Source organism: Saccharomonospora azurea NA-128, from assembly GCF_000231055.2.
GTDB lineage: Bacteria > Actinomycetota > Actinomycetes > Mycobacteriales > Pseudonocardiaceae > Saccharomonospora > Saccharomonospora azurea.
This window is the reverse complement of the sequence record NZ_CM001466.1, coordinates 3,920,550-3,943,687: the sequence shown is the minus strand read 5'-3', so window position 1 is coordinate 3,943,687 and position 23,138 is coordinate 3,920,550. Positions and strand designations below refer to the sequence as shown.

18 protein-coding genes, 2 tRNA genes and 3 pseudogenes are annotated in these 23,138 nt (G+C 69.6%); 7 read left to right on the top strand and 16 right to left on the bottom strand.

Features of this window, described 5'->3' with window-relative positions; translation table 11 throughout:
- The 4 genes and pseudogenes from SACAZDRAFT_RS18150 to SACAZDRAFT_RS24185 all read left to right on the top strand — a co-directional run.
- Positions 1–344 (top strand): annotated as a pseudogene (locus SACAZDRAFT_RS18150) (2-phospho-L-lactate guanylyltransferase); the annotation flags it as partial.
- 73 nt (positions 345–417) lie between these two features.
- Complete coding sequence (locus SACAZDRAFT_RS18145) at positions 418–2,703, top strand: RNA degradosome polyphosphate kinase (protein ID WP_005444101.1); 2,286 nt, start codon at positions 418–420, stop codon at positions 2,701–2,703.
- A complete protein-coding gene (locus tag SACAZDRAFT_RS18140; RefSeq protein WP_005444100.1) occupies positions 2,700–3,620 on the top strand; it encodes an NUDIX hydrolase in 921 nt (306 codons plus the stop codon). The genes SACAZDRAFT_RS18145 and SACAZDRAFT_RS18140 overlap by 4 nt, the downstream gene beginning before the upstream one ends.
- Positions 3,530–4,003: pseudogene (locus SACAZDRAFT_RS24185) on the top strand (hypothetical protein); the annotation flags it as partial. The gene SACAZDRAFT_RS18140 and the pseudogene SACAZDRAFT_RS24185, both read left to right, overlap by 91 nt.
- Positions 4,004–4,495: 492 nt before the next feature.
- Here SACAZDRAFT_RS24185 and SACAZDRAFT_RS24180 read toward each other — a convergent pair.
- The 3 genes and pseudogenes from SACAZDRAFT_RS24180 to leuC form a co-directional block, all read right to left on the bottom strand.
- Positions 4,496–4,702, bottom strand: a pseudogene (locus SACAZDRAFT_RS24180) (HU family DNA-binding protein); the annotation flags it as partial.
- A gap of 259 nt (positions 4,703–4,961) precedes the next feature.
- Positions 4,962–5,555: a 3-isopropylmalate dehydratase small subunit gene (gene leuD, locus SACAZDRAFT_RS18130; protein ID WP_005444097.1), complete on the bottom strand. Its 594-nt coding sequence runs from the start codon at positions 5,553–5,555 to the stop codon at positions 4,962–4,964.
- A gap of 39 nt (positions 5,556–5,594) precedes the next feature.
- Positions 5,595–7,010 (bottom strand): 3-isopropylmalate dehydratase large subunit, encoded by a 1,416-nt coding sequence (gene leuC, locus SACAZDRAFT_RS18125; RefSeq protein ID WP_005444096.1) that lies wholly within the window; start codon positions 7,008–7,010, stop codon positions 5,595–5,597.
- 94 nt (positions 7,011–7,104) lie between these two features.
- Between leuC and SACAZDRAFT_RS18120 the strand changes: the two genes are divergently transcribed.
- Positions 7,105–7,842, top strand: coding sequence for an IclR family transcriptional regulator (locus SACAZDRAFT_RS18120; protein ID WP_005444095.1), 738 nt, complete (start codon positions 7,105–7,107; stop codon positions 7,840–7,842).
- Between the two features lie 264 nt (positions 7,843–8,106).
- On the opposite strand, the gene SACAZDRAFT_RS18115 is transcribed toward SACAZDRAFT_RS18120, so the two are convergent.
- From SACAZDRAFT_RS18115 to gltX, 4 genes are all read right to left on the bottom strand, one after another.
- Positions 8,107–8,179 (bottom strand) — tRNA-Glu (locus SACAZDRAFT_RS18115).
- A gap of 48 nt (positions 8,180–8,227) precedes the next feature.
- Positions 8,228–8,299: transfer RNA gene (locus SACAZDRAFT_RS18110), tRNA-Gln, on the bottom strand.
- 93 nt (positions 8,300–8,392) lie between these two features.
- Positions 8,393–9,085, bottom strand: coding sequence for an HAD family hydrolase (locus tag SACAZDRAFT_RS18105; protein ID WP_005444094.1), 693 nt, complete (start codon positions 9,083–9,085; stop codon positions 8,393–8,395).
- 175 nt (positions 9,086–9,260) lie between these two features.
- Positions 9,261–10,742 (bottom strand): glutamate--tRNA ligase, encoded by a 1,482-nt coding sequence (gene gltX, locus SACAZDRAFT_RS18100; protein WP_005444093.1) that lies wholly within the window; start codon positions 10,740–10,742, stop codon positions 9,261–9,263.
- Positions 10,743–10,828: 86 nt separating this feature from the next.
- Here gltX and SACAZDRAFT_RS18095 point away from each other — a divergent pair, with 86 nt between their 5' ends.
- Complete coding sequence (locus SACAZDRAFT_RS18095) at positions 10,829–12,061, top strand: FAD-dependent oxidoreductase (protein ID WP_005444092.1); 1,233 nt, start codon at positions 10,829–10,831, stop codon at positions 12,059–12,061.
- 9 nt (positions 12,062–12,070) lie between these two features.
- On the opposite strand, the gene SACAZDRAFT_RS18090 is transcribed toward SACAZDRAFT_RS18095, so the two are convergent.
- Both SACAZDRAFT_RS18090 and cimA read right to left on the bottom strand, forming a co-directional pair.
- Positions 12,071–12,850, bottom strand: coding sequence for a fumarylacetoacetate hydrolase family protein (locus SACAZDRAFT_RS18090; protein WP_040928032.1), 780 nt, complete (start codon positions 12,848–12,850; stop codon positions 12,071–12,073).
- A 144-nt stretch (positions 12,851–12,994) separates the two neighbouring features.
- Entirely contained in the window at positions 12,995–14,605 is a 1,611-nt protein-coding gene (gene cimA, locus SACAZDRAFT_RS18085) for a citramalate synthase (protein ID WP_005444090.1), read from the bottom strand.
- Positions 14,606–14,807: 202 nt separating this feature from the next.
- Here cimA and SACAZDRAFT_RS18080 point away from each other — a divergent pair, with 202 nt between their 5' ends.
- The gene (locus SACAZDRAFT_RS18080) at positions 14,808–15,560 is read left to right on the top strand and encodes a GNAT family N-acetyltransferase (protein WP_005444089.1); all 753 of its coding nucleotides are present in this window, start codon (positions 14,808–14,810) and stop codon (positions 15,558–15,560) included.
- Position 15,561: 1 nt separating this feature from the next.
- Here the strand turns inward: SACAZDRAFT_RS18080 and SACAZDRAFT_RS18075 are convergent, their stop codons facing one another.
- From SACAZDRAFT_RS18075 to SACAZDRAFT_RS18045, 7 genes are all read right to left on the bottom strand, one after another.
- Positions 15,562–15,810: a hypothetical protein gene (locus tag SACAZDRAFT_RS18075; RefSeq protein WP_005444088.1), complete on the bottom strand. Its 249-nt coding sequence runs from the start codon at positions 15,808–15,810 to the stop codon at positions 15,562–15,564.
- A gap of 56 nt (positions 15,811–15,866) precedes the next feature.
- Positions 15,867–16,910: a 3-isopropylmalate dehydrogenase gene (locus tag SACAZDRAFT_RS18070; RefSeq protein WP_005444087.1), complete on the bottom strand. Its 1,044-nt coding sequence runs from the start codon at positions 16,908–16,910 to the stop codon at positions 15,867–15,869.
- 387 nt (positions 16,911–17,297) lie between these two features.
- On the bottom strand, positions 17,298–18,893 hold the full coding sequence (gene serA / locus SACAZDRAFT_RS18065; RefSeq protein ID WP_005444086.1) for a phosphoglycerate dehydrogenase: 1,596 nt from the start codon (positions 18,891–18,893) through the stop codon (positions 17,298–17,300).
- Between the two features lie 229 nt (positions 18,894–19,122).
- Complete coding sequence (locus tag SACAZDRAFT_RS18060) at positions 19,123–19,401, bottom strand: DUF397 domain-containing protein (RefSeq protein WP_005444085.1); 279 nt, start codon at positions 19,399–19,401, stop codon at positions 19,123–19,125.
- Positions 19,402–19,529: 128 nt separating this feature from the next.
- Positions 19,530–20,543, bottom strand: a complete 1,014-nt coding sequence (gene ilvC, locus SACAZDRAFT_RS18055) for a ketol-acid reductoisomerase (protein WP_005444083.1) — start codon at positions 20,541–20,543, stop codon at positions 19,530–19,532.
- A gap of 42 nt (positions 20,544–20,585) precedes the next feature.
- Positions 20,586–21,092, bottom strand: a complete 507-nt coding sequence (gene ilvN, locus SACAZDRAFT_RS18050; RefSeq protein WP_005444082.1) for an acetolactate synthase small subunit — start codon at positions 21,090–21,092, stop codon at positions 20,586–20,588.
- Positions 21,093–21,132: 40 nt separating this feature from the next.
- Positions 21,133–22,995, bottom strand: coding sequence for an acetolactate synthase large subunit (locus SACAZDRAFT_RS18045; RefSeq protein ID WP_005444081.1), 1,863 nt, complete (start codon positions 22,993–22,995; stop codon positions 21,133–21,135).
- Positions 22,996–23,138: the final 143 nt, after the last annotated feature.

Below are 23,138 nucleotides of genomic sequence, written 5' to 3'. Positions count from 1 at the left end.
CCCCGGACGCCGTGGTCGGCGCCCTCCAGGCGGACCTGCCGGCGTTGCGCCCCGAGGAGCTCTCCGCGGCGCTGGCGGAGGCGCGCGGCACCCGGGCGTTCGTGGCCGACCGGCAGGGCACCGGGACCACTCTCCTGCTGTCCGCGCCCGGGGCTCGGCTGCGTCCCCGGTTCGGCCCGGGTTCGGCTCACGCGCACACACTCTCCGGCGCCCGGCCGATCACCGCCCCAGTGCCGTCACTGCGCGGCGACGTCGACACCCCCGGTGATCTCGACCACGCCCGGCTGCTGGGACTGGGCGAGCGCACGCGCGCCGTGCTCGACCGCGCCTGCCTGCTGTCCTGAGCCCGCCGACCTGCCCGGACGGCGGCGGGAACGGCGGCGAAGCCCCTTCTCGCACCCGTCACAACCTCCTCGAATGGGGGACAATGGCAGCGTGAGCGACGAAACCCGACCCTCTGCGGCCAGCACGTCCGACGTACCCGGCGGCGTTCGCGCCGACGAACGGGACGGGACCGGTGATCCGGGACGCCGCCCTGCCGGGACCGCTCCCCCGCCGCGGGTTCCCGACAGCTGGGGACGCGACTTCAGCTCCGTGTCCCCGCCGCCCGCCGCGACCCGAGGCGACGGCGTCCCCGACGAGCTCCCCGACGACCGGTACTTCAACCGGGAGCTCTCCTGGCAGGACTTCAACGCGCGCGTCCTCGCGCTCGCCGAGGACGAGTCGCAGCCGCTGCTGGAGCGGGCCAAGTTCCTGGCCATCTTCGCGTCCAACCTGGACGAGTTCTACATGGTGCGGGTCGCGGGCCTGAAGCGGCGCGAACAGACCGGACTCTCGGTGCGCAGCGCCGACGGACTCACCCCGAGCGAGCAGCTCACCTATGTCGCGGCACGCAACGCGGAGCTGGTCGAGCGGCACGCCATGGTCTTCGAGAACGATCTGCGGCCCGCGCTCGCCGACGAGGGCATCCGCATCGTCTCCTGGTCGGAGCTCGACGCCGACGACCGCTCGCGGATGTCGGAGTACTTCACCAAGCACATCTTCCCGGTGCTCACGCCGCTCGCCGTGGACCCGGCCCACCCCTTCCCGTACATCTCGGGGCTTTCCCTGAACCTCGCCGTGACCGTGCGCGACCCCGGCGACGGCACCGAACGCTTCGCCAGGGTGAAGGTGCCGAACAACGTGCCGCGGCTCGTGCGCATCGAGCCGAGCCGGGACAGCCGCACCGCGACGTTCCTCCCGCTGGAGGAACTGATCGCCGCCCATCTCGACGAGCTGTTCAGCGGCATGCAGGTGAGCGAACATCACGTGTTCCGGGTCACCCGCAACGCCGACTTCGAGGTCGAGGAGGACCGCGACGAGGACCTGCTGCAGGCACTGGAGCGCGAACTCGCGCAACGCCGGTTCGGCCCTCCGGTGCGGCTGGAGGTCGCCAGCGACATGAGCGAGCACGTGCTGGAACTCCTCCTGCGCGAGCTGGAGGTCGACCCGCAGGACGTCGTGGAGATTCCCGGCCTGCTCGACCTCAGCTGTCTGCACCAGCTCCACTCGCTGCACCGCAAGGAACTCAAGGACCCGCCGTTCGTTCCCGCCACCCATCCGGCGTTCGGGGAACGCGAGACCCCCAAGAGCGTGTTCGCGACCCTGCGCGAGGGCGACGTCCTGGTGCAGCACCCGTACCACTCGTTCTCCACGAGCGTGCAGCGGTTCATCGAGCAGGCCGCCGCCGACGACAAGGTGCTCGCCATCAAGCAGACGCTGTACCGCACCTCGGGCACGTCCGGCGAGTCGCCCATCGTGGACGCGCTCATCGACGCCGCCGAGCGCGGCAAGCAGGTCGTGGCGCTGGTCGAGATCAAGGCGCGGTTCGACGAGCAGGCCAACATCACCTGGGCGCGCACGCTGGAACGCGCGGGCGTGCACGTCGTCTACGGTCTCGTCGGCCTGAAGACCCACTGCAAGATCGCTCTCGTCGTGCGTGAGGAGGGCGGCACGATCCGGCGGTACTGCCACGTCGGCACGGGCAACTACAACCCGAAGACGGCGCGGCTGTACGAGGACCTCGGACTGTTCACCGCCGACGCCTCCGTCGGCTCCGACCTGACCGACCTGTTCAACGTCCTCACCGGCTACTCGCGCCAGCAGACCTACCGCAACATCCTGACCTCCCCCAACGGCATCCGGCGCGGTCTGCTGAAGTTCATCGACGAGGAGATCTCGTTGGCCAGGGCGGGCAAGCCCGCGGGTATCCGCATCAAGTGCAACTCCCTCGTCGACGAACAGGTCATCGACGGGCTCTACCGCGCGTCCCAGGCCGGGGTGGACGTCGACGTGGTGGTGCGGGGCATCTGCTCGCTCAAGCCCGGTGTGCCGGGACTGAGCGACAACATCCGCGTGCGCTCGATCCTCGGCCGGTTCCTGGAGCACTCACGCGTCTTCCACTTCCGCGGCGCCGACACCCACTGGATCGGCAGCGCCGACATCATGCACCGCAACCTCGACCGTCGCATCGAGGCACTCGTGCGGGTCTCGGACCCTCGGCTCACCGCACAGCTCGACGAAGTGATGGACTCCGCATTCGATCCGATGACCCGGTGCTGGGTCCTGCACCCCACCGGCGAATGGGTACCCTCTCCGACGGGCAGCGGCCAGGTCCGCGACCACCAGATGGAAATGCTGCGCAGGCACGGAGCCACAGGGTGAGCAACATCGTGAAAGCCGCGGGGGCGGTGCTGTGGCGCCGCAGCCCCGCGGGCAGTGAGATAGCGGTCGTGCACCGGCCGCACTACGACGACTGGTCACTGCCGAAGGGCAAACTGGATCCCGGAGAGACCTCTCCGATCGCCGCTGTGCGGGAACTCACCGAGGAAACGGGGTACGACGCCGTTCTCGAACGCTTTCTCACCACCGTCGAATACAGCGTGAACGGGTCCGCGAAAACCGTGGACTACTTCACGGCGAGACCGGTTTCGGGCGAGTTCACACCCAATGCGGAAGTGGACGAGCTTCGCTGGGTGCCGCTGGAGGAAGCGCAGTCGCTGCTCACGTACGACAGCGATCGGGACGTGTGTTCGCGCGCCCAGCAGCTTCCCGTCGACACCGCGACGGTGCTGCTGGTCCGCCACGCCAAGGCGGGCAACCGCGACGAGTGGACGGGCGACGACGACCTGCGTCCCCTGTCGGACGCCGGACAGCGGCAGGCGACGGCGTTGCGGCCGCTCCTCCGCGCCTTCCGCCCCGAGGCGGTGTACTCGGCACCGCGGCTGCGATGCGTCCAGACGGTGCGCGCGGTGGCCTCCGACATCGGCTGTGACGTGCGGCTCGAAGCGCCCCTGTCGGAACAGACGTACGCGAGCGATCCCGACGCCGGACTGCGGTCGCTGCTGTCGATCGCCGCGTCGCACGACACCGCCGTCGTGTGCAGCCAGGGCGGTGTCATCCCGCCTCTGCTGGACACGCTCGCGGAACGCGACGGTGTGTCACTCACCCGGAAACTCACCGGCGAGGTGCCGAGCAAGAAGGGTTCGGTGTGGGTGTTGTCCTTCGACCGGCACTCCGCGGAGGAACCCCGCCTCGTCGCAGCGCACTACCTGCCCAGCGCGCTGCCCACCCCGGCCTGAAACGCGGCAGGGCTCCCGTGTCGACTACGGGAGCCCTGCCGAGACGACTGAATGCCGCGAGCGCGGCGCCTGAGTGGCTACTTCGCCTTCTTCGTCGTGGTCTTCTTCGCCGGCGAGGTGGTGCGCGCGGTCGCCCTCGCGGTGGTCCTCGTCGTGCTCTTCGCGGCCGCCTTCGTGGTCTTGGCCGGAGCCTTCTTCGCGGTGGACCGCGTGGCGGTGGTCTTGGCGGTGGTCTTCGGGGTCGACTTGCTCGCGGTCGACTTGGTCGTCGACTTGGGCGTGGACTTCGCGGCGGTCGACCGCGTGGCGGTGGTCTTGGCGGCCGTCTTCGGAGCGGCCTTGGTGGCGCTCGTCTTCGCGGTGCTCGACTTCGCGGTGCTCGACTTCGCGGTGCTGGACTTCGCGGTGCTGGACTTCGCGGTGGAACGCGTGGAGGCAGCCTTGGTCGTCGACTTGGCAGCCGTCTTCGGGGCCGCCTTCGTGGTGCTCGCCTTCGTGGTCCTCGTCGCCGTGCTCTTCGGCGTGGCCTTGCTCGTCGTGCTCTTGCTCGCCGTGCTCTTGGCCGCAGTGGACTTCGTCGGCGTCGACTTGGTCGCCGTGCTCTTCGTCGCGGTGCTGCGGGTCGGCTTCGTCTTCGTCGCGCGCGTCGCCGTGGAACGCGTGCTGGTGCCCGTGGTGGCGCGCGTCCGGCTGGTGGTGCTGCGTGTCGACGTCGGACGCGTCGCGGCCGTCTTCGCCGTGCCGGCGGTGGTCCGCGAGGTCGACGTCGTGCCGCGCTTGGTGGTCGTGGCCTTCGGCAGCTTCTTGGCGCCGCTCACCACGTCCTTGAACGTCGTGCCCGCGCGGAAGGCAGGAACGTTGGTCTTCTTCACCCGGACGGTCTCGCCGGTACGCGGGTTGCGGGCGGTACGGGCGGCCCGGGCGCGCTTCTCGAACACACCGAAGCCGGTGATGTTCACCTTCTCGCCCTTGTTGACCGTGCGGATGATGATGTCGACGAGGTTGTCGACGGCCGCAGCCGCGACCTTCTTGTCGCCCAAGCGCTCTGAGAGCGCTTCGATGAGTTGGGCCTTGTTGGCCATTACAGTCCCTCCAAGAAGAACTACGTGTTACCCGGCCACACCGGCCGACATGCGCACACGGTATTACCATCACAGCGCAAATTCCAAACGGCACGCGGATTTTTTCCTTATCGTGTGCGCGGTTACGTCTCTACAAGCCCTTCAGGGCTCGTTTCGCGTGCCGTTCGGTGTGGTGTCGGACCGGTTCGTCGAGACCGGGTGCCGGCCCCGGATATCCGTTGCGGGAGCGAGGGATTCCCGGAGCCGGCGTCACACGGGGCTACCTCGGAGTGGTGACGGGTTTGTGCGCCGGGCGCCGCTTCTCGAACTCCTCGATCGCGTCGGCGTTCCGCAGCGTCAGCGCGATGTCGTCCAACCCCTCCAGCAAGCGCCAGCGGGTGTAGTCGTCGATGGCGAAGCGGGCCACGAAGTCCTTTGCCCTCACGGTCTTCTCGTTGAGATCGACCGTCACCTCGGTGCCCGGTTCCTCCTCCAGCAGCTTCCACAATTGCTCGACGTCCGACTGCTCGCACTCGGCGGCGAGCAGGCCCTGCTTGCCGGAGTTGCCGCGGAAGATGTCGGCGAAGCGGGACGAGATGACGACGCGGAATCCGTAGTCCATCAACGCCCACACCGCGTGCTCGCGTGACGACCCGGTGCCGAAGTCGGGGCCCGCCACGAGGACGGATCCCCGCTTGTAGGGCTCCTGGTTCAGGACGAACTGCTCGTCGGCGCGCCAGGCCGCGAACAGACCGTCCTCGAACCCGGTTCGGGACACCCGCTTGAGGTAGACGGCCGGGATGATCTGGTCAGTGTCCACGTTAGACCTGCGCAGGGGCACCCCGACGCCGGTGTGCGTGGTGAAGGCTTCCATGACGTGTGCTCCTCGTCGGTGGTTCGGGTGGGCGGGCGGCTAGGAGAGGTCCTCGGGTGAGGACAGCGTCCCGCGGACGGCCGTGGCGGCGGCCACGAGCGGCGACACCAGGTGGGTGCGCCCGCCCTTGCCCTGCCGGCCCTCGAAGTTGCGGTTGGAGGTCGAGGCGCTGCGCTCGCCCGGCTTCAGCTGGTCCGGGTTCATGCCGAGGCACATCGAGCAGCCCGCGGCCCGCCATTCGGCGCCGGCCTCGAGGAACACCTCGTGCAGGCCCTCCTCCTCGGCGGCCTGCCGGACCCGCATCGAGCCGGGCACCACGAGCATCCGTACGCCCTCGGCGACCTTCCGGCCGCGCAACACCTCGGCGGCGGTCCGCAGGTCCTCCAGGCGGCCGTTGGTGCACGAACCCAGGAAGACGGTGTCCACGGAGATGTCACGCAGCGGCGTACCGGGCTCCAGATCCATATAGGACAGGGCCTTCTCGGCGGCCAGCCGCTCGTTCTCGTCCCCCATCCGCGCCGGGTCGGGCACCGATTCGGCCAGCGGGAGACCCTGGCCGGGGTTCGTTCCCCAGGTGACGAACGGGGTGAGCGACGAGGCGTCCAGGTGCACCTCGGCGTCGAACACCGCGTCGTCGTCGGTGCGCAGCTCGCGCCATTCGGCGAGCGCGGCGTCCCAGTCTGCGCCCTTCGGCGCGTGCGGCCGGTCCTTCAGGTACGCGAAGGTCGTCTCGTCCGGGGCGATCATGCCCGCCCTGGCGCCCGCCTCGATGGACATGTTGCAGATGGTCATGCGCGCTTCCATCGACAGCGACTCGATGGCGCTGCCGCGGTACTCCAGCACGTAACCCTGGCCGCCACCGGTGCCGATCTTGGCGATGACGGCGAGGATGATGTCCTTCGCCGTCACGCCGGGGCGCAGCTCCCCGTCCACGTTGACGGCCATGGTCTTGAAGGGCCGCAGCGGCAGCGTCTGCGTGGCCAGCACGTGTTCCACCTCGGACGTGCCGATGCCGAACGCCATCGCGCCGAACGCGCCGTGGGTCGAGGTGTGGCTGTCGCCGCAGACCACGGTCATGCCGGGTTGCGTGAGGCCCAGCTGCGGCCCGATGACGTGGACGATGCCCTGCTCGTCGTCACCCATCGGATGCAGCCGGATACCGAACTCCTCGCAGTTGCGGCGCAGTGTCTCGACCTGCGTCCGCGACACCGGGTCGGCGATGGGCAGGCCGATGCCGACGGTCGGCACGTTGTGGTCCTCGGTCGCGATGGTGAGGTCGGGGCGCCGCACCTGCCGCCCGGCGAGGCGCAGCCCGTCGAATGCCTGTGGGCTGGTGACCTCGTGGACGAGGTGCAGGTCGATGTAGAGCAGGTCGGGTTCGGCACCCTCGCCTCGACGCACCGTGTGTGCGTCCCACACCTTTTCCGCCAGTGTGCGGCCCCGCCGTTCGGTCATCAGGGCTCCTCCGTTGAGCGTGTGTCTGGAAAAGCGAGCGGACTCACTTCGCCGATCATGGACTTCCCATATCGCGAGATTGTAGTATCGCGTCGTGGGACAACCCGATGTTAGCAACAACGAGGCGCCGCAGGTTCAGCAGAGCGGGATCGGCGTTCTCGACAAAGCCGTTTCCGTGTTGCACGCCGTGGCGGAACAGCCGTGCGGGCTGGCGGAGTTGTGTTCGCGCACCGGTCTTCCGCGGGCGACGGCTCACCGGTTGGCGGTCGGCCTGGAGGTGCACCGCCTGTTGCGGCGGGGCCCGGACGGCCGGTGGCGGCCGGGGCCGGCGCTCGCCGAGTTGGCGGGCGGGACGGTGGATCCGTTGCTCGACGCGGCCGGTGTCGTGTTGCCGAAGTTGCGGGACCTGACGGGCGAGAGTGTGCAGTTGTACCGCCGTGACGGCGTGGTGCGGGTGTGCGTCGCGGTGGCGGAGCCGCCGAGTGGTCTGCGGGACACGGTGCCGGTGGGTGCGCGGTTGCCGATGACGGCGGGTTCGGGCGCGAAGGTGTTGGCGGCGTGGGCGGATGCGCACACGCGGCAGGCGGTGTTGGCGGACGCGGTGTTCGGGGAGCGCACGTTGCTGGAGGTGCGCCGCCGCGGTTGGGCTCAGAGTGTGGCCGAGCGGGAGCCGGGTGTGGCGAGTGTGTCCGCGCCGGTGCGGGACAGCGCGGGCAACGTGGTCGCCGCGGTGTCGGTGTCGGGCCCTGTGGACCGCATCGGCCGCCGCCCGGGCGCGAAGTGGGCGAGCGACCTACTCCAAGCCGCGCAAGCCCTGCAAGACCGCCTGTAAGCCCGGAGCGCCCGCGGACGCACTAACGCCACCGGAGGCGAGCGAAGCGAAGCCCTGCGGGCCGAGGCGAGCGAAGCGAAGCCAATGGCCCGTCCCCGCCCCAGCCGGAACGGCACGGAAGGTGAGCCGAACCACCGAACGTGCCCGGCCGGGGTCCGGGGGCGTGCCCCCGGCTGGGGTGTGGGGGCTGGGCCCCCACAGGACATAAAAGAAAGAGCCCCCTCTGCGCTTTCCGCAGAGAGGGCTCTCCCGCTCTTTCTTCCGTACCCCCGATGGGATTCGAACCCACGCTACCGGCGTGAGAGGCCGGCGTCCTAGGCCGCTAGACGACGGGGGCTTGTCGTCGTGCGAAGTGATCGTACCAGACCGGTTTTCTCGCTTCGCGCTGGGGTACCAGGACTCGAACCTAGACTAACTGAACCAGAATCAGTCGTGCTGCCAATTACACCATACCCCATCGCGGCCCCTCGCCGAATCTCTCCGGATCGGCGCCGCTGGAAAGAAATACTAGAGCATGCCGAAAATCGGGTTCACACGGGGGGTCCCCCTGTCAGCGCTGGGTCGGCACACCCACCCGGGCGAACTCGGAAACCAGCAGCTCAGGGAGCTCGCTGAGGGTGTCGAGCACGTGCACGCCCGCCGGGACGTCGGTGTCGAGGCCGTGGCGGTCGAGCCACACGCCCACCAGCCCGGCGTCGCGGGCACCGAGGGCGTCGGTGGTGAGTTTGTCGCCGATATGGACGGCATGAGCCGGGTCACAACCCACGGCGGCACAGACTTTGTGGAACATCACAGGGTCCGGTTTGGCCACTCCCATCTCGCCCGCGATGGCCACGTGGTCGAAAAAGCGGGCGAGGCCGAGTCTGCCGAGTTTGTCTCTCTGGTGCGCACCCGAGGCATTGGTGACGGCCGCGAGCGTCACGCCCGCGGCGGTGAGCCATTCCAGACAGGGAAGAACGTCGTCGAAGAGCCGCCAGGAGCGGCGGAGAAGTTCCTTGCGACGCAACTCGAATTCGGAGGCCTGGACGAAGTCGACCACGATGCCGAGTTCGGCGAGGAACGCCCGGGTGCGCGCGGTGTGCATGTCGGCGTAGGCCAACTCACCCGCCACGACCCGGGCGACGTGCTCGTCGGTGATGCGCTCCCACAGCGGCCAGACGTCGGCCCTGCCGATCAGGGTCGCCAGCGAGTGCCGACCCGCCGCCGTGAAGTCGATCAGCGTGTCGTCGATGTCCAGGCACACCAACCGAAGCTCGGGCGGCGTCCAGGAAGGAGCACCGTCGAGATCGGAGGCAGAGTGCGATGCCGAAGGAAAGCCAAGCGCGGAAGCCACTCCGCGAGGCTAGGGCAGATTTCGCGTTACCAACTCTGCTGAGTAGGTGATAAAGCGCTTCTGTTTCGGTCCAGGAGGTCTACGCTCAGTGGCCTGGCAGCGCGCGACGCAACCGCCCGAGTGAATTCTCTCGGCCGAGCAGCTCCATGGACTCGTACAGGGGCGGTGACACAGTGCGCCCGGTCACAGCCACTCGCACGGGCGCGAATGCCTTGCGGGGCTTGAGCCCCAGCCCGTCGACGAGTGCCTCCTTGAGGGCGGCCTCGATCGCGTCGCTGCGCCATTCGTCGAGTTTTTCCAGTGCGTCCAAGGAAGCCCGCAGCACCGGTTCGGAGTCGGGGCCGAGCGCCTTGGTGGCCGCCGCCTCCTCCGGGGCGAAGGTGTCCTCGTCGACGAACAGGAAGCGCACGAGGTTCACGGCGTCGGACAGGACGGTGACGCGCTCCTGCACTAGCGGTCCGATGGTGCGCAGCTTGTCGAGCTGGTCGTCGCTCGGCTCGTCCGGCAGCACCCCGGCGCGGACCAGGTACGGCACGGTGCGGCGGACGAACTCCTCCGCCGGCAACGCACGCACGTGCGTGCCGTTGATGGCTTCGGCCTTCTTGGCGTCGAAGCGCGCCGGGTTGGCACTGACCTTCGTGATCTCGAAAGCCTCGACGAGCTCGTCGACCGTGAACACGTCGCGGTCGTCGGCGATCGACCACCCGAGCAGGGCGAGGTAGTTCAGCAGCCCCTCGGGGATGAAGCCCTCGTCCCGGTAGTTGAACAGGTTCGACTTCGGGTCGCGTTTGGACAGCTTCTTGTTGCCCTCGCCCATGACGTAGGGCAGGTGCCCGAACTCGGGCGTGAAGTCGGTGACGCCGATCCGGCGCAGCGCGGCGTACAGCGCGATCTGCCGCGGCGTCGACGGCAGCAGGTCCTCGCCACGCAGCACGTGGGTGATCCGCATGAGCGCGTCGTCGACCGGGTTGGTGAGCGTGTAGAGCGGCTGCCCGTTGGCCCGCACGAGCACTGGGTCGGGAATCGTGCCCGCCTTGAACGTGATCTCGCCGCGCACGAGGTCGTTCCACGTCAGGTCCTCGTCCGGCATCCGCAACCGCAGCACCGGAGAGCGCCCCTCGTCGCGGAAGCGCTGCTTCTGCTCCTCGGTGAGGTCGCGGTCGAAGTTGTCGTACCCGAGCTTCGGGTCCTGCCCCGCGTCACGGCGACGCTGCTCGACCTCCTCGTTGGTCGAGAACGCCTCGTACAGCTCGCCCGCGTCGAGCAGCTTCTGCGCGATCTCCGAGTACAGGTGGCCGCGCTCGCTCTGGCGGTACGGCCCGTACTCGCCGCCGACCTCGGGCCCCTCGTCCCAGTCGAGCCCCAGCCACCGCAGCGCGTCGAGCAGAGCCTCGTAGGACTCCTCACTGTCGCGAGCGGCGTCGGTGTCCTCGATCCGGAACACGAGCGAGCCGCCGTGGTGGCGCGCGAACGCCCAGTTGAACAGCGCCGTTCGGATCAACCCGACGTGCGGGGTTCCGGTGGGCGACGGACAGAAGCGGGCACGTACAGCCTTCGTCTCACTCATAGCCCTGTCAGCGTATCGCCCTTGACGGGCGCCGCGACTTCGTGCATCGTCAATTTATTCAACATCCATTGAATAAGGGAGTCGGGATGGACGAGCGGACGACCTGTGCCGTCATCGGCGGCGGCCCGGCAGGGCTGGTTCTCGGCCTGCTCCTCGCCAGAGCAGGCGTCGAGGTGACCGTGCTGGAGAAGCACGGCGACTTCCTGCGCGACTTCCGGGGCGACACCGTGCACCCCTCCACGCTGCGACTTCTCGACGACCTCGGCCTCGGCGAGCGGTTCGCCCACCTGCCCCAGACCCGGCTGACCGAGATCGCCTTCCCCTCGGCCGACGGCGGCCGGGTGGTCGTGGGCGACCTCAAGCGGCTCGCGAAGTTCGGCCATCCCCACCCGTACATCGCCATCACGCCGCAGTGGGACTTCCTGAGCCTGCTGGCCGACGCCGCGGCCGAGGAACCGTCCTTCCGCCTGGTGATGCGCGCGGAGGTCACCGAGCTCGTCAAGGACCGCGGACGCGTGCAGGGCGTGCGGTACCGCACCGAGGACGGCAGCACCCACACGCTGCGGGCCGACCTCACGGTCGCCTGCGACGGCCGCTGGTCACTGGCCCGAGCTCAGGCAGGTCTACGCCCGAAGGAAGCGTCGGTACCGATGGACGTGTGGTGGTTCCGGCTCGGCCGCACGCCCGGTGAGGGACCCAACCGGCTCCAGCCGCACATGCGGGGCACGAAGTTCGGCATCACCATCCCGCGGCGCGACTTCTACCAGGTCGCCTACCTCGGCAGGAAGGGCACGGACGCGGAGCTGCGCAGGCGCGGCATCGACGCGTTCCGGCACGACGTCGCCGACCTCATGCCCGACCTCGCCGACCGGGTCCACGAACTGACCACGATGGACGACGTCAAGCACCTCGACGTCCGGCTGAACCGGCTCGAACGGTGGCACACCGACGGCCTGCTGTGCATCGGCGACGCGGCCCACGCGATGTCACCCGTCGGCGGCGTCGGGATCAACCTGGCCGTGCAGGACGCCGTCGCCGCCGCGCGGGTGCTCGCGGGCCCGCTGCGGCGCGGCCGGGTCGACGACCGGGTCCTCGCGGCGGTACGGAGACGACGCATCATGCCCACCGTCATCGTGCAGGGCCTGCAGCGCCTCCTGCACCGGATGATCGTGTCACCGGTCGTGGACGGCCGTCGGCCGGGCCCGCCGCGATTGTTCACGGCACTCATGCGCCGGGCGCCGTGGTTGTCGACCGTGCCCGCGCTCATCGTCGGGATCGGACCACGACCCGAGCGCGCGCCGGTGTTCGCGCGGCGGTGACCAGGCGACTCAGGCCGACTGCACGGGGTTGGTCAGCGTGCCGATGCCCTCGATGGTGATCGACACCTGCTGGCCCTCCTCGATGCGGCCCACGCCCTCCGGCGTGCCGGTGATGATCATGTCGCCGGGCAGCAACGTCATCACCGACGACACGAACGCGACGAGGTCGTCGACCTTGTGCACCATGTCCGACGTGCGCGCGTCCTGCTTCACCACACCGTCGACCTCCGTGGTGAGCCGCAGATCCGCCGGATCCACGGCCGTCTCGATCCACGGGCCGATCGGGCAGAACGTGTCGAACCCCTTGGCGCGACCCCACTGCCCGTCGGCGGCCTGGTGGTCGCGCGCGCTGACGTCGTTGGCGACGGTGTAGCCGAGGATCGCGGCCCGCGCCTGCTCCGGGCGGACGTTCTTGACCGGCTGGCCGATGACCACCGCCAGCTCACCCTCGAAGTCGACCTGCGAGGAGGAGGGCGGCAGCTTGATCGGCGAGTGGGGGCCGATGACGCTCGTGGAGGGCTTGAGGAAGATCATCGGTTCGGCGGGGACCTCGTTGCCGAACTCCTGGGCGTGCTTGGCGTAGTTGCGCCCCACCGCGATCACCTTCGTCGGCAGGATGGGAGCCAGCAACCGCACGTCCGCGAGGGGCCAGCGCCGCCCCGTGTAGTTCGGCTTGCCGAACGGATGGTCCGCGATCTCCAGGACCTGCGCCGCGTCGTCGTTGTCGCCGTCGGCCTCGATCGAGCCGAACGCGACGCCTTCTGGGTGAGCGATACGAGCCAAACGCACGGCGTCATCGTAACCCGTCCCGTCCACCACCCCACCGCACGCGTGTCCGCGCTTCCCGCACGCGTGTCCGCGCCTCGTGCACGCGTGTCCGCGACGTGCGACGCGAACACGCGTACGCAGACCGCGGACACGATGCACCAGGGGTCAGTGGGACACCGTCAGCGACTTGTGCACCAGCGCGTCGCAGAGCGCCAGCCAGCTGGCTTCGACGATGTTCGGATGCACTCCCACGGTCGTCCACGTCCGGTCGCCGTCGGTCGACTCGACGAGGACGCGCGTGACCGCGTCCGTGCCCGGCTTGCCGACGAGGATGCGCACCTTGTAGTCGGACAACTCCACGCTGTCCAACCAGGACAGGTGTCCACGCAGCGACTGCCGGAGGGCGGCGTCCAACGCGTGCACCGGACCGTTGCCCTCCGCGGTCGCGATGACGCGTTCGCCACCGACGTGGACCCTGACCGTGGCTTCCGACACGACGTCGCCGCCGCTGCGGTGTTCGAGCACAACGCGGTAGGACTCCAGCCGGAACGGCGCCTCGACGGGGGCGTCGTCGGCTTCCGCGCGCAGCAACAACTCCAACGACGCGTCGGCCGCCTCGAACGACCAGCCCTCCGCCTCGAGCGCCTTCACCTTCTTCAGCGCACCCGACAGCGCCTCCGGCTTGTCCGCGAGATCGACGCCGAGTTGCCGTCCCTTGAGCTCCAGGCTCGCGCGGCCCGCCATCTCGGTCACGAGCACCCGCATGTCGTTGCCGACCAGTTCCGGGTCGATGTGGTTGTACAGCAACGGATCCACCTTGATGGCGCTCGCGTGGAGCCCGGCCTTGTGGGCGAACGCGGACGTGCCGACGTAGGCCTGGTGCTCCTCGGGAGCGAGGTTGGCGAGCTCCGCCAACGCGTGCGCGGTCCGCGTCAGCTCCGCGACACGCCCCTCGGGCAACACCGGCATCCCCAGCTTCGCCACGAGGTTGCCGGTCACCGCGAAGAGGTCGGCGTTGCCCGCGCGTTCGCCGTAGCCGTTGGCGGTGCACTGCACGTGGGTCGCTCCCGCCTGCACGGCGGCGATGCTGTTGGCGACGGCACACGCCGTGTCGTCCTGGCAGTGGATGCCCAGGCGCAGGCCGGTCCGCTCGGCGACCTCCCGCACCGTCTCGGCGATGCCCAGCGGCAGCTGGCCACCGTTGGTGTCGCACAACACCACCACGTCGGCGCCGGCCTGTCCGGCGGCGTCGAGCACCCGCAGCGCCGTGTCGGGATCGTGGGCGTAGCCGTCGAAGAAGTGCTCGGCGTCCACGAACACCCGCCTGCCCTCGCGCACGAGGAACGACACCGTGTCGCGCACCATCGCGCACGCCTCGTCGACGTCCACACGCAACGCTCGCTCGATGTGGCGGGCGTCCGACTTCGCCACGAGTGTCACGACGGGAGCCTGGGACTCGAGCAGCGCCCGCACCTGCGGGTCGTCGGCGACGGCGATCCCGGCCCGCCTCGTCGAACCGAACGCGACGAGCACCGCGTGCCGCAGTGTCAGTTCCCCGGCCGCCGCGCGGGCGAAGAACTCCGTGTCCTTCGGCAGCGCACCCGGCCACCCGCCCTCGATGAACCCGACGCCGAGGTCGTCGAGCAACCGCGCCACGGCCAGCTTGTCGGTGATCGAGTAGGAGATGCCCTCCCGCTGGGCTCCGTCGCGCAACGTGGTGTCATAGAGGTGGAACTGGTCCCCGAGCGGGGTGCCTGCGGGCTCCGTGCGGTTCACGGGATCTCCTTGTGACGATGAGTGGACCAACAAAAAAGACCCCTCGCTGGATGCGAGAGGTCTGCGCGCCGGGTGCTGGGGCTTCTCAGCACTACCCGGCGCGCCTGCCGATAATGATCACGTGAGAGGTGGTCACGTCGCCCATCCTGCCACAACCGGCGGTGTCGACGCCTGTGACGTCGTTCTCCCGGGAGGGGTCGTCGTGCCGGAACTCGCCCGCCTGTTGCAGGAGCGGACGGCTCGGGCGTTGCCCGCCGAGGTGGTCGAGTGCGTGGACGGCTGGTGGCTGCGGCACTCACCGGGGGTCGCGTGGTGGGTGCAGTCGGTGCTGCCCCACGCGGACGCTCCGGCCGAGCAGCTCGTCCGTCGCGTCGCCGAGGCGGAGGCGTTCTTCGCGCGCCGGAACTCCCCCGCGCGATTCCAGATCACCCCCGGCGCCTGCCCGGAGGTTCTCGACATGGTGCTGGCCGAGCGCGGTTACCGCGTCGAGAGTCCGATGTCGCTCCACACCGCCTCGGTCGGCCGGGTCACCGCGCTGCTGCCTCCGCCTCCGGCATCGGTCGTGGTGGAGGACCGTCCGACTCGGACGTGGTTCGACGTCTGGCACGCGGTGTCGGACCACCGCGGTGACGCCCGCGCCGAGTGGGCGTTGCTGGAGCGCGTCGCCCGGCCTTCCGGGTTCGCGCACGTGTACTCCGAGGGCGAGGTCGTCGCCGTGGGCCGCGCCGTGGTCGACACCGGCTGGGCGGGCCTGTTCGGCATCGCGACTCTGCCGCAAGCCCGCGGACGCGGTGCCGCGAGAGCCGTGGTGTCCGCGCTGGCGCACTGGGCCCGTGATCGGCGTGCCGAGCACCTCTATCTCCAGGTGGAGCCCGACAACGACGCGGCGTCCCGGCTCTACGAGCGGGCCGGCTTCGAAAAGCTGTGCTCCTACCACTACCGCACGGCGGCGTGAGTCAGTCGTTGCTGCGCCGCTCGGCTCCGGTCTCGCCGGCGTAGCCGAGGTCGTCTCCGCTGATGCGGCCCACCACCGGGTCGTTGTGGCCGGGTCCGGTGGACGACGCGTTGTCGCCCCGCTCGTCGCCGGGCCTACCGCCGCTGGGCCGTGCGCGCGACACCGCCGGATCGTCCGCGACATCCGACTCCGGCGCGGTGGACGAGGCGGGTTCCCGACGCCCCAGCAGGTTCTTCAACCAGTTGCGCATGGGCGCCGAATACCCCGCGACCGGGCACGGAAACGACGTGCCCGGTCGCTGCGGCGTCAGCTCGCCTTGGTGCGGGAGTTCGACGACACGAGCGCGGCGAGACGGTCGCCGATGGCCTGGGTGCTGCCCGGGTTGTTCTGGTCCCGAGTCGCGAGGTCGAAGGCCACGGAGGCCTCGATGCGCCGCGCGGACTCGCGCTCACCGAGGTGGTCGAGCAGCAACGCCACCGACAGCACGGCCGCGGTCGGGTCGGCGAGGCTCTGGCCCGCGATGTCCGGCGCGCTGCCGTGCACCGGCTCGAACATGCTGGGGTTGCGCCGCGTGATGTCGAGGTTGCCGCTCGCCGCGAGTCCGATGCCGCCCGTCACCGCCGCGACGAGGTCGGTGATGATGTCGCCGAAGAGGTTGTCGGTCACGATGACGTCGAACCGGCTCGGGTCGGTGACGAGGTGGATCGTCGCGGCGTCGACGTGCGAGTACGCCACGGTCACGTCGGGGTGCGCGAGCGACTCCTCCTCCACGATGCGCGACCACAGCGAACCGGCGTGTTCGAGGACGTTGGTCTTGTGGACGAGCGTGAGGTGTTTACGCGGACGCTGCTCGGCGCGGGCGAAGGCGTCGGCCACCACCCGGCGGATGCCGAACGCGGTGTTGACGCTGACCTCGGTGGCGACCTCCTGCTCGGTGTCCTTGCGCAGCAGGCCACCGTTGCCCGCGTACGGGCCCTCGGTGCCCTCGCGCACCACCACCATGTCGACCTCGCCGGGGTCGGCGAGCGGGCCGCGCACGCCGGGGTAGAGCCGACCGGGCCGGAGGTTCACGTGGTGGTCGAGTTCGAACCGCAGGCGCAGCAACAGGCCGCGTTCGAGGATGCCGCTCGGCACGCTCGGGTCGCCCACGGCGCCGAGCAGGATGGCGTCGTGCTGGCGGAGTTCGGTCAGGACCGACTCGGGCAGCAGCTCGCCCGTGGAGTGCCAGCGGGATGCACCGAGGTCGTACTTGGTGATCTCAGCACCCGGGACGACCTCGGCGAGCACTTTCAGCGCCTCGCCCACGACCTCGGGCCCGATCCCGTCGCCGGGGATCACAGCAAGCCGCATCCACACACCTCCGTCAGTCAGGCACCCGGCGCACCGGAAGCCCCTCCGCGATCGAACTCCAGCGACGGCAGGTTACCGTTGGTCGCCATTCGGTCGAAGCACGACCACCCATACGCCGCAGCCGGGGAAACGTTAGTCACTCAATCGTGTCATAAGGACCGAGCGAAAAGGCACTCGAAAGCGGTGCAATGTGCCACGCTCTCGCGCCCTCGTCGATCCATAGTGGAAATGTCGCCGCCGACCGACGCGGTTTCCCAGCTCGTGGGAACGGCTCGGGGTCGCCCCCGCCCACACAGCCGAAAACCCCGCCGGGAGCGGTGGTCCTGCTCCACGCGCCACGCGGGACGCGCTTGCGGCGGGGTTTCGGAAGCGAATACCGGAGTCTGCTCAGTCGAAGCTCAGCGCCCGGATCCTGCGGGCGTCGACGGTGGCGCCGATCGGGTCGAGCATGTGGCTGCCCACGGCACGGTCGACACGCAGCAGCATCACAGCGTCGGAGCGGTCGGTGGTCTGGCTGATCTGCGCGGCCTCGATGTTGATGCCGGCCTCTCCGAGCAGCGTGCCGACCCGGCCCATGATGCCCGGCCGGTCCGGGTACTCCAGCAACAGCATGTGGCCCTCGGCGCGGATGTCGAAGTGCCTGCCGTTCACCGCGATGAGCTTGGGCACCTCGTCCTTGCCCGTCACCGCACCGGACACGGAGTGCGAGGTGCCGTCGGCGTGCACGACCCGCACGGTGACCTGGCTGCGGTAGTTCTGGCTCTCCGGCTGGGTGGACACGCTGACCTCGACACCGAGCTCCTCGGCGAGCCGGGGCGCGTTCACGAACGTCACCTGGCTGTCCACGACGCCGGAGAACACGCCGCGCAGAGCGGCCAGCTGCAGCACGCTGACGTCCTCGCTGGCGAGTTCACCCGCCGCGGTCACGGACACCGACGCCGGCGCCTTGGCGCTGAAGGCGGAGAGTACGGTGCCGAGCTTCTGCGTCAACGACAGGTACGGGCGCACCTCCTCGCCCACCGTGCCACTCGCGACGTTGACGGCGTCCGGCACGAAGTCACCGCGCAGCGCGAGCAGGACGGACCTGGCCACGTCGGTGCCCGCGCGGTCCTGCGCCTCCCGCGTCGACGCGCCCAGGTGCGGCGTCACGACGACGTTGGGCAGCTCGAAAAGCGGACTCGACGTCGTGGGCTCCTCGGAGAACACGTCGATACCGGCGCCGCCGACCCGGCCCTCGCGCACCGCGTCCGCGAGCGCGTTCTCGTCGACCAGCCCGCCACGAGCCGCGTTCACCAGGAGCACACCGGGCTTGACCTTCGCGAGCGCGGCGGCGTCGATGAGGCCCTTGGTCTCCGGCGTCTTGGGCAGGTGGATGGAGATGGCGTCGGAGCGCTCCAGCAACTCGTCGAGCGAGACGATCTCGACACCCAGCTGCGCCGCACGCGCGGGCGAGACGTAGGGGTCGTAGGCGAGCAGCGTCGTGTCGAACGCGGCGAGGCGCGCGGCCACCAGCTGCCCGATCTTGCCGAAGCCGACCACACCGACGGTCTTGCCGGACAGCTCGACGCCGGTGTAGGCGCTGCGCTTCCACTCCCCGCTGCGCAGGCTCTGGTCCGCGGCCGGAACCCGCCGCGCGACGGCCAGCAACAGCGCGACGGCGTGCTCGGCGGCGGACACGATGTTGGAGGTGGGCGCGTTGACCACGAGCACACCACGCTCGGTGGCGGCGGGAACGTCGACGTTGTCGAGACCCACACCGGCCCGCGCGACGACCTTGAGCTTCGCGGCCTCGGAGAGGACCTCCTTGTCGACCTTGGTGGCGGATCGCACCAGCAGCGCGTCGGCCTCCTTCACCGCCTGCAACAGCGCGGGACGGTCGGTACCGTCCACATGCCGGACCTCGACCTCGTCACCGAAGACCGCGACCGCGGACGGGGCGAGTTTCTCGGCGAGGAGAACGACGGGCTGGCTGGAATTGCTCACGATGCGCCTTTCGTCTCAGGAATTGGGGCCATTCGCAGACGCTCATTGGCAGGCCACGACACTGTGTCCTCGAAGCTCGGAGTCTAGTCCTGGACGGCCCCGCCGCCGCAATACGTCGGCGGCGAAAAGACGCGCTGGGGCAACGTTTCCCACACTGTGCACCGGACGAGCGGGCCACGGCTCGTGTCCGCGCGGGAACGCGGACACGCCGACCGAAAGCGTGAGCGGTTCAGTACGGACGGTCGAACTCTCCGGCCCGGGTGCCGAGGAGGAAGGCGTCCCATTCGGACGGCGTGAAGACCAGCACCGTGGCGTCCGTGCCGGTGCCCTGCCGCAGCGCCACGTACGTCACCGCATCGCTGTGGGTGACGAAGGCGTACTCCAGGGTGCCGCCCGCGTCGTCGGACTCGGCAGCCAGCCCGGGAAGACTCCGCCACAGCGCACCGGAGAGGTCGAGTTCGTCGCGCACGCCGGACTTGTCGTCGATGACAAGGGAATCGTTCGTCATGGGGCGCCACGGTAGGACATACCGTCCCGCACGGACACTCGGGAACGGCCTCCGGGAAACGACGCCCGTCGGGGCCCGGGACACGTCGTGCTCCGGGCCCCGACGGCGGCGTCAGATCAGGTGTCGGATCAGGCGGTCTCGGTGATCGGCCGGTCCACCCACGACATCAGACCGCGCAGCTTGCGGCCGGTCTCCTCGATCGGGTGCTGCTCACCCGACTGCTGGAGCTTGCTGTAGTTGGGGCGGCCCTGCTCGTCCTCGGAGACCCACTCGTTGGCGAACGTGCCGTCCTGGATCTCGCGGAGGATGGCCTTCATGTTCTCCTTGACCTCGGGCGTGATCACGCGCGGGCCCCGGGTGAGGTCGCCGTACTCCGCGGTGTCCGAGATCGAGTACCGCATGCGCGCGATGCCGCCCTCGTACATGAGGTCGACGATCAGCTTGAGCTCGTGCAGCACCTCGAAGTAGGCGATCTCGGGCGCGTAGCCGGCCTCGGTCAGCACCTCGAAACCGGTCTGCACGAGGGCCGACGCGCCACCGCACAGCACGGCCTGCTCGCCGAAGAGGTCGGTCTCGGTCTCCTCGGTGAACGTCGTCTTGATGACGCCCGCCCGGGCACCACCGATGGCCGCCGCGTACGACAGCGCGAGCGCCTGCGTGTCACCGCTCGGGTCCTGCTCGACGGCGATGAGGCAGGGCACGCCCTTGCCGTCCACGAACTGCCTGCGCACGAGGTGGCCCGGGCCCTTGGGCGCCACCATCGCGACGGCGATGTCGGCGGGCGGCTTGATCAGGCCGTAGCGGATGTTGAAGCCGTGGCCGAAGAACAGGGCGTCGCCGTCCTTGAGGTTCGGCGCGATGTCCTGCTCGTAGATGGCCCGCTGCTTCGTGTCCGGGGTGAGGATCATGATCACGTCGGCTTCGGCCGCGGCCTCGGCCGTCGTGAGGACGCGCAGGCCCTCCTCCTCGGCCTTGGCCCGCGACTTCGACCCCTCGGCGAGCCCGATGCGGACGTCGACCCCGGAGTCACGCAGGCTCAGCGCGTGCGCGTGGCCCTGGCTGCCGTACCCGATCACGGCGACCTTGCGGCCCTGGATGATGCCGAGGTCGGCGTCGGCGTCGTAGAAGATCTCAACTGACATGAGGGGTGGTACTTCCTTTCGATTCGGTTGGGCGGCGGGGCGTCAGCGGGTCGCCGTCGCCGTGATCGAGCGGGCGCCCCGGCCCACCGCGACCATGCCCGACTTCACGAGCTCACGCACGCCGTACGGCTCCAGCATGCGCAGCAATGCGTTGATCTTGTCCGCGGTGCCGGTGGCCTCGATCGTCAGCGCTTCCGGCGACACGTCGACGACCTTCGCGCGGAACAACTGAACGGTCTCCAGCACCTGACTCCGCACCGTGGCGTCGGCCCTCACCTTGACGAGCAGCAGTTCCCGCTGCACCGACTGGGACGAGCTGAGTTCCACGATCTTGATGACGTTGACGAGCTTGTTGAGCTGCTTGGTCACCTGTTCGAGTGGTTGTTCCTCGACGGCGACCACGATCGTCATCCGGGACACCTCGGGATTCTCCGTGGGTCCCACGGCAAGCGATTCGATGTTGAAGCCACGCCGGGAGAACAGGCCCGACACCCTGGCGAGCACGCCCGGCACGTTCTCGACCAGGACGCTCAACGTGTGGTTGCTCATGGGCGCTTCCGTTCCTTTCGCTGTCCGGTGTGAGCAGGCCTCACTGCGACACCTCGTCCTCGTCGAACAGCGGTCGGATCCCCCGCGCCGCCATGATCTCGTCGTTGCCCGTGCCCGCGGCGACCATCGGCCACACCTGGGCGTCCTTGCCGACCACGAAGTCGATCACGACCGGACGGTCGTTGATCTCCATGGCCCGCCGGATGGTGTCGTCGACCGACTCCTTCGTGTCGCACCGCAGCCCCGCACAGCCCAGCGCCTCGCCGAGGAGCGCGAAGTCCGGGATGCGGTGCTTGTGCGTGCCGAGGTCGGTGTTGGAGTACCGCTCCGAGTAGAAGAGGTTCTGCCACTGCCGCACCATGCCGAGGTTGCCGTTGTTGATGACGGCCACCTTGATGGGCGCTCCCTCGATGGCGCACGTGGCGAGTTCCTGGTTCGTCATCTGGAAGCAGCCGTCGCCGTCGATGGCCCACACCTGCTTGTCGGGCCTGCCGAACTGGGCGCCCATGGCCGCGGGCACGGCGTAGCCCATGGTCCCGAGGCCGCCGGAGTTGATCCACGTCCGGGGCTGCTCGTACTTGACGAACTGCGCCGCCCACATCTGGTGCTGCCCGACCCCGGCCGTGTAGATGGCGTCGGGACCCACGAGCGCGCCGATGCGCTCGATGACGTACTGCGGCGCCAGCGTGCCGTCCGCGGGCCACTCGTATCCGGCGGGGAACGTGTCGCGCCACGAGTCGAGCTGCAGCCACCACGCGGACAGGTCGGCCGTGCCGCTGTTCGCGGTCTCGGCCTTCACCGCGTCGACCAGCTCGGTGATGATCTCGGCGCAGTCGCCCACGATCGGCACGTCGGCCTTGCGGTTCTTCGAGATCTCCGCCGGGTCGATGTCGGCGTGCACCACCTGCGCGTCGGGCGCGAACGACTCCAGCCGGCCCGTGACCCGGTCGTCGAACCGTGCGCCCAGCGCCACGAGCAGGTCGGCGCGCTGCATGGCGGCGACCGCCGCCACGGAGCCATGCATGCCGGGCATGCCGAGGTGCTGCCGGTGGGAGTCGGGGAACGCGCCCCGCGCCATCAGGGTCGTCACCACCGGGATGCCCGTCAGCTCGGCCAGCTCCCGCAGCTGCTCCGACGCACCGGCCTTGAGCACGCCGCCACCGACGTAGAACACCGGGCGCCGGGCCTGCGTGATCAGGCGAGCCGCCTCCCGGACCTGCTTGCCGTGCGGACGCAGCGTGGGCCGGTAGCCCGGCAGGTGCATCTCGGGCGGCCACGCGAACGACGTCGTCTCCTGCAGCACGTCCTTGGGGATGTCCACCAGGACCGGGCCGGGGCGGCCCGTGCTCGCGAGGTGGAACGCCTCGGCGATCACCCTCGGGATGTCGGCGGGCTCGGTGACGAGGAAGTTGTGCTTGGTGATCGGCATGGTGATGCCGCAGATGTCGGCTTCCTGGAAGGCGTCCGTGCCGATGAGGCCGCGCGTCTGCTGTCCGGTGATGGCGACCACGGGCACCGAGTCCATGTTCGCGTCCGCCAGCGGGGTCACCAGGTTGGTCGCCCCAGGGCCGGACGTGGCCATGCACACGCCGACCTTGCCGGTCGCCTGCGCGTACCCGGTCGCGGCGTGGCCCGCGCCCTGCTCGTGCCGCACGAGGACGTGCCGCACCTTGGTGGAGTCGAGCAGCGGGTCGTAGGCGGGAAGGATGGTGCCACCGGGAATGCCGAAGACCACCTCGACGCCGACGGCCTCGAGGGACCGTACGAGCGACTGCGCGCCCGTCACCCGAACGGGGGTTCCTGCGGGCGGAGTCGGCTTGGGACGGGGTCCTGAGTGGCCGGGCGACGCCGCGGGGGAAGTCGTCCCGGCGGTCGTGTCCGATCGCGAGGTGGCGCTAGTCATCGGTTCTCGCCTCGTGGGTTTGTCCGGTGGTTGGGTTGGTGTTCGTCTCGATGTTCGTGCCGGTCGGGGCTGTCGTTCTCGCTGGTGATGCGGCTTCTCCGACGTGGTCCGCGCAACAAAAAACCCTCGCCGACCAGGTGTGG